The organism is Streptomyces sp. PA03-6a (genome assembly GCF_033792765.1).
Taxonomy (GTDB): domain Bacteria; phylum Actinomycetota; class Actinomycetes; order Streptomycetales; family Streptomycetaceae; genus Actinacidiphila.
The window spans coordinates 1-4,163 of sequence record NZ_JARAVK010000451.1 but is presented as its reverse complement, the minus strand read 5'-3'; the positions used below and the strand labels follow the sequence as shown (position 1 = coordinate 4,163).

Genomic DNA, 4,163 nt, shown 5'->3' with positions numbered 1-4,163 from the left:
GTGGGGAGGCGGTAGCCCTCCGGCAGCGTCCGGTGGAACTCCAGCGCGACCGACCAGGGGGCGCCGCCGGTCGTGCCGCCGGCCACCCGGACGGTGACGGGGCCGGACGTCGCGGTGGCGGTCGGGCTCGCCGCCGGGGAGGAACGGTCCGCGGGGCCGGCGGAGGGGCGGGCCCCCTGGATCGAGACCGCCACGGCGACGGCGAGGACGCAGGCGGCACCGGCCACGGCGCCGACGGCGACCGCCGCGCGGTGGCGCTTCCTGCGCGCCCGCGCGGTGGCGAGGATCCGGTCGACGGGGGCCTGGGAGGCGGGGTAGGCGTCGCGCGACCGGGCGAAGGCGTCGCGCAGCCAGTCCTCTTGGGCGGGGCGGCGGTCGTGGTCGGGAGTCATCGTGCCTCTGCGGGGCGGCTGGACGGGTGAAGACGGGCGAGGGTCGCCCGGTTGCGCAGTTTGTCCAGGGCCCGGGAGGCCTGGCTCTTCACGGTGCCGACCGAGCACCCGAGGACGTCCGCCACTTCCTCCGCCGACAGGTCCTCGCAGTAGCGCAGCACGACGACCGCCCGCTGCCGCTCGGGCAGTCCGGCGAGCAGGCGGGCCAGGGCGTCGTACCCGTCCACGCCCCCGACACCCGCCCCGTCCTCGGGGGCGGGGCGGGTGTCGGGCAGCGACGGGAGGAGGAGGTGGGCGATCCTGCGGCGGCGGTGCCGGCTGCGGTTGGTGTTGACCAGCGCCCGCCGCACGTAGTGCTCCGCGTGCTCGGGCCGCAACCGCCCCCAGTGCGGGTACACCTTGGCCAGCGTCGACTGCACCAGGTCTTCCGCTTCGTGGAAGTCCCCGGTGAGCAGGTACGCGGTGTGCGTCAGGGCGCGCCAGCGGGCGGCGACGAACCGGGTGAACTCCGCGTCCGGTCCGCTGCCCTCGGCTCGGTGGTCACGTGGCTGCACGGCAGGAGGTGCCCGTCCTTCTTCCTGGGATCAGCGCCAGTAGGTGTCGTGGCTGAGGCGGTGGTGGTGGCTGTCGTACTGGTCGGCGGCGGCGATCGTCCTGCCGTCGGGTATGGCGACGGCCCAGGCACGGTAGTCGGTGCCGGGGACGGTGACCGTGGGAGCCTTCAGACGGGTGCCGTCGGTGAGGACGACGACGCCGTACGCGATGGCGGCCTCGGGGTTGGCGACCATGAGGCGGGAGCCGCTGGTGCCCTTGTCCTGGAAGCCCCACAGGCCCATGCCGCCGCTGCCGGCGGGGTCGTGGGCGCCGGTGACGGGCTGGCAGTCCGACCAGGGGCCGCCCTGGTGGTCGATGCGGACCCCGTCGATGTACATGCGCTGGCACAGCAGCGCCGTGCCGGGGGCGGTGGTGCCGTCGGGGGACGTCGGAAGGTCGTAGCCCTCCGGCAGCGTCCGGTGGAACTCCAGGGCCACCGACCAGCGCTTGCCGTCCACCCGGCCCTTGCCGATCAGCTGCGTGACGACCTTGGGCGCCTGCTTCACGGGCGCGGCGACCGCCTTGGCGGCCACGGCGGCGGGAGCGCCGGCGCGGTGCGTGGCCGGGACGGACGGGGCCGACGGGGCCGATGGCGCCGCCATGGCGGAGGCGCCGAGCGACATCGCGCCGATCGCGACCGCCGTGGCGGCCGCCACGCCTGCCTTCCTGGCAAAACTGAGAGCCACGGAGCATTTCTCCTTCGAAGCCGCCACCCGGCACCGCGCCGGGCGGTCCTTGACGGCCGGCGCGGTGGGCCCGCGCGCCGGCCTGCGTGGCCACCGGATGCGGTGGCCGCCGCTTGGACGTCCATTCGTAGGTACTCCCGAATGCGCGCGGAGGGTTGCACGGCCGCGCAACTTCGCTCGGGGCGCGGCCGGTTGCGACCGCACCGTACGGTGGCGTCCGGCCGGCCCCGTCACGCGGGCCGCAGGGGAGAGGGGAGCCGGGAATGGCAGGCACGACCGCGTCCGAATGGTGGGAGACGCTGCCGGCCGGGGTCCGGGAACAGGTGGACGGGTACGTCCTGCAGGACAGCCTGATCCGCGCGGTACGCGTCGTCTTCGAGGCCGGCCGGGCCCGTGGCCTCGGGCTCCACGAGGCCCAGATCGTGGTGGGCGAACGCTACGACCACCACGGCGACCGGATCGCGCGCACCCCCGACAGCCCCCTCGACACGGAATCCCTGCACGCCCGCGCCGCCGGCTTCCCCGGCCGCGTCGCCGCGATCGAGGCGGTGTGGGACGGCGACACCGTGCACGACTGGTTCGTGGAGCTGCTGGCGCTCACCGCCGATCCCGCGGGCGAGCACCACCTGGCCACGATCTACCGGGGCACCGCGGTGCGGTACCTGGGCGAGGAGAGGGGCCCGGGCCTGCGTCACCCCTCGGCGGTCGCCGCCGACCGGGCGGGCCGGGCCCTGGCCTCCGTCCTCTCGGTCCCCTTCCACTTCGCGAGTCCGGACACCCCGGACGACGAGGCGCCGCGCCTGCGGCTCTGAACGACGCGAGGCCACCGCCGGCCACCGGTGGGCATCGGTACCACCCGGCACTTCCGGTATTTCGGGATGAGATGTACGAAAGAGGGGAAAGTGGTTGAACGTGGCACACAGCTGTCGCGTACCTCCTGAGGGAGGAGGGATGCCTGTGTGATCCGCAGTGACTGCACTGACAAGAGGTTTCCCCATGCATCACATAGCCGAACGATTGCGCGTCCAGCCGCAGGCCGAGGACGCCGTACAGGCGCCGCATCGGGTGACCGCCGGTGACTGCGGCCTGCTGCTGATCCGGCTCACCTTCGGTGTCCTGATGGCGGGGCACGGGCTCCAGAAGCTCTTCGGATGGTTCGGCGGCCAGGGGCTCACCAGCACCGGCAAGAGCTTCGAGATGATGGGCTACTCGCCGGGGAAGGTCTTCGCCGCCATCGGCGGGGCCTCGGAGTTCCTGGGCGGCGTGGGCCTGGCGCTGGGGCTGTTCACCCCGCTCGCCGCGGCGGCGCTGATCGGCGTGATGATCAACGCCATGGTCACGGTGACCGGCGCCCGCGGGCTGTGGGACGAGCAGGGCGGCATCGAGTACAACCTGGCCATCACCGTCGTCGCCCTCGGCATCGCCGCCATCGGCCCCGGGCGGCTCGCGCTGGACCGGTACTTCCGCTGGGGGAGGGGCGGTTGGGCCGATGCCGCCGTCGCGCTGGCCCTGGGCGGCGTGGGGGCGCTGGTCGTCCTGAACCTGTAGGCCGGGCCCCCGTACCGGGGGTGCACCTGCCCGGTGACCCCGGGGCGCAAGGGAGCCCCGGGGTCACCGGACGTCCGGCGCGGGCGCCGCGGCAAGCTCACCCCTACGAGTGACGTGTGAGGCGTGCGCAGAAAATCGAACACATGATTGAATCCTGTGCATGGCCAACACCGTGTTCCCGCCCGACCTGGTGCAGGCGCAGCGCGAATGGCACCGCACCTACGCGCAACTCGCCGCGGAGCCCGCCCATGCGGCGGTCCTGCGACGACGCCTGCTCTGGCTCTCCTGCCGGCTGTTCTGGCACCCGTACTGGCGCACCGGCCCCGGCCGGTTGCCCGCGGCCCGCGTGGAGCTGCGGCGGCAGGCGCGGGCCGCTCAGAACCCGAGGTCGGACAGACCGGGATGATCGTCGGGGCGCCGTCCGAGCGGCCAGTGGTACGCGCGCTCCGACTCGGCGATCGGGGTGTCGTTGATGCTGGCCAGCCGTACGCGCATCAGGCCCTCGTCGTCGAACTCCCAGTTCTCGTTGCCGTACGAGCGGTACCAGTTGCCGGAGTCGTCGTGGCACTCGTAGGCGAAGCGGACCGCGATGCGGTTGCCGTCGAAGGCCCAGAGCTCCTTGATGAGCCGGTACTCCTGCTCCCTGGTCCACTTGCGGGTGAGGAACGCGACGATCTCCTCCCGCCCGTTGACGAACTCGCCGCGGTTGCGCCACCGGCTGTCAGGTGTGTAGGCGAGGGACACCTTCTCGGGGTCGCGGCTGTTCCAGGCATCCTCCGCGAGGCGGACCTTCTCGATCGCGGTCTCGCGGGTGAACGGGGGTGCCGGGGGCTTCATCGGCATGGTCTCTCCGTGACGTCAGGGGATGGTGCTGGCCGTCCCGATACGATCAAGTGCAGCCCAGAGCCGGACTGATCGCATCTCGGCCGTCCCCCCTCTACCC

General features: G+C 73.2%; 6 protein-coding genes and 1 pseudogene. 3 read left to right on the top strand and 4 right to left on the bottom strand.

Annotated elements, in window-relative coordinates:
* From PV350_RS45235 to PV350_RS45225, 3 genes and pseudogenes are all read right to left on the bottom strand, one after another.
* Nucleotides 1–392: pseudogene (locus PV350_RS45235) on the bottom strand (hypothetical protein); the annotation flags it as partial.
* Complete coding sequence (locus PV350_RS45230; RefSeq protein ID WP_499513393.1) at nucleotides 389–946, bottom strand: SigE family RNA polymerase sigma factor; 558 nt, start codon at nucleotides 944–946, stop codon at nucleotides 389–391. The pseudogene PV350_RS45235 and the gene PV350_RS45230, both read right to left, overlap by 4 nt.
* 30 nt (nucleotides 947–976) lie before the next feature.
* Nucleotides 977–1,672, bottom strand: a complete 696-nt coding sequence (locus PV350_RS45225) for a hypothetical protein (RefSeq protein ID WP_500339143.1) — start codon at nucleotides 1,670–1,672, stop codon at nucleotides 977–979.
* Nucleotides 1,673–1,935: 263 nt separating this feature from the next.
* Here PV350_RS45225 and PV350_RS45220 point away from each other — a divergent pair, with 263 nt between their 5' ends.
* The 3 genes from PV350_RS45220 to PV350_RS45210 all read left to right on the top strand — a co-directional run bounded on the left by PV350_RS45220 (nucleotide 1,936) and on the right by PV350_RS45210 (nucleotide 3,626).
* Complete coding sequence (locus tag PV350_RS45220; RefSeq protein ID WP_499513395.1) at nucleotides 1,936–2,484, top strand: hypothetical protein; 549 nt, start codon at nucleotides 1,936–1,938, stop codon at nucleotides 2,482–2,484.
* Between the two features lie 184 nt (nucleotides 2,485–2,668).
* The gene (locus PV350_RS45215; protein WP_500339142.1) at nucleotides 2,669–3,220 is read left to right on the top strand and encodes a DoxX family protein; all 552 of its coding nucleotides are present in this window, start codon (nucleotides 2,669–2,671) and stop codon (nucleotides 3,218–3,220) included.
* Between the two features lie 160 nt (nucleotides 3,221–3,380).
* Nucleotides 3,381–3,626 (top strand): DUF8825 domain-containing protein, encoded by a 246-nt coding sequence (locus PV350_RS45210; RefSeq protein ID WP_499513397.1) that lies wholly within the window; start codon nucleotides 3,381–3,383, stop codon nucleotides 3,624–3,626.
* On the opposite strand, the gene PV350_RS45205 is transcribed toward PV350_RS45210, so the two are convergent.
* Nucleotides 3,596–4,063, bottom strand: coding sequence for a nuclear transport factor 2 family protein (locus PV350_RS45205; RefSeq protein WP_499513398.1), 468 nt, complete (start codon nucleotides 4,061–4,063; stop codon nucleotides 3,596–3,598). The two genes, PV350_RS45210 and PV350_RS45205, sit on opposite strands and share 31 nt — an antisense overlap.
* Between the last annotated feature and the right edge of the window lie 100 nt (nucleotides 4,064–4,163).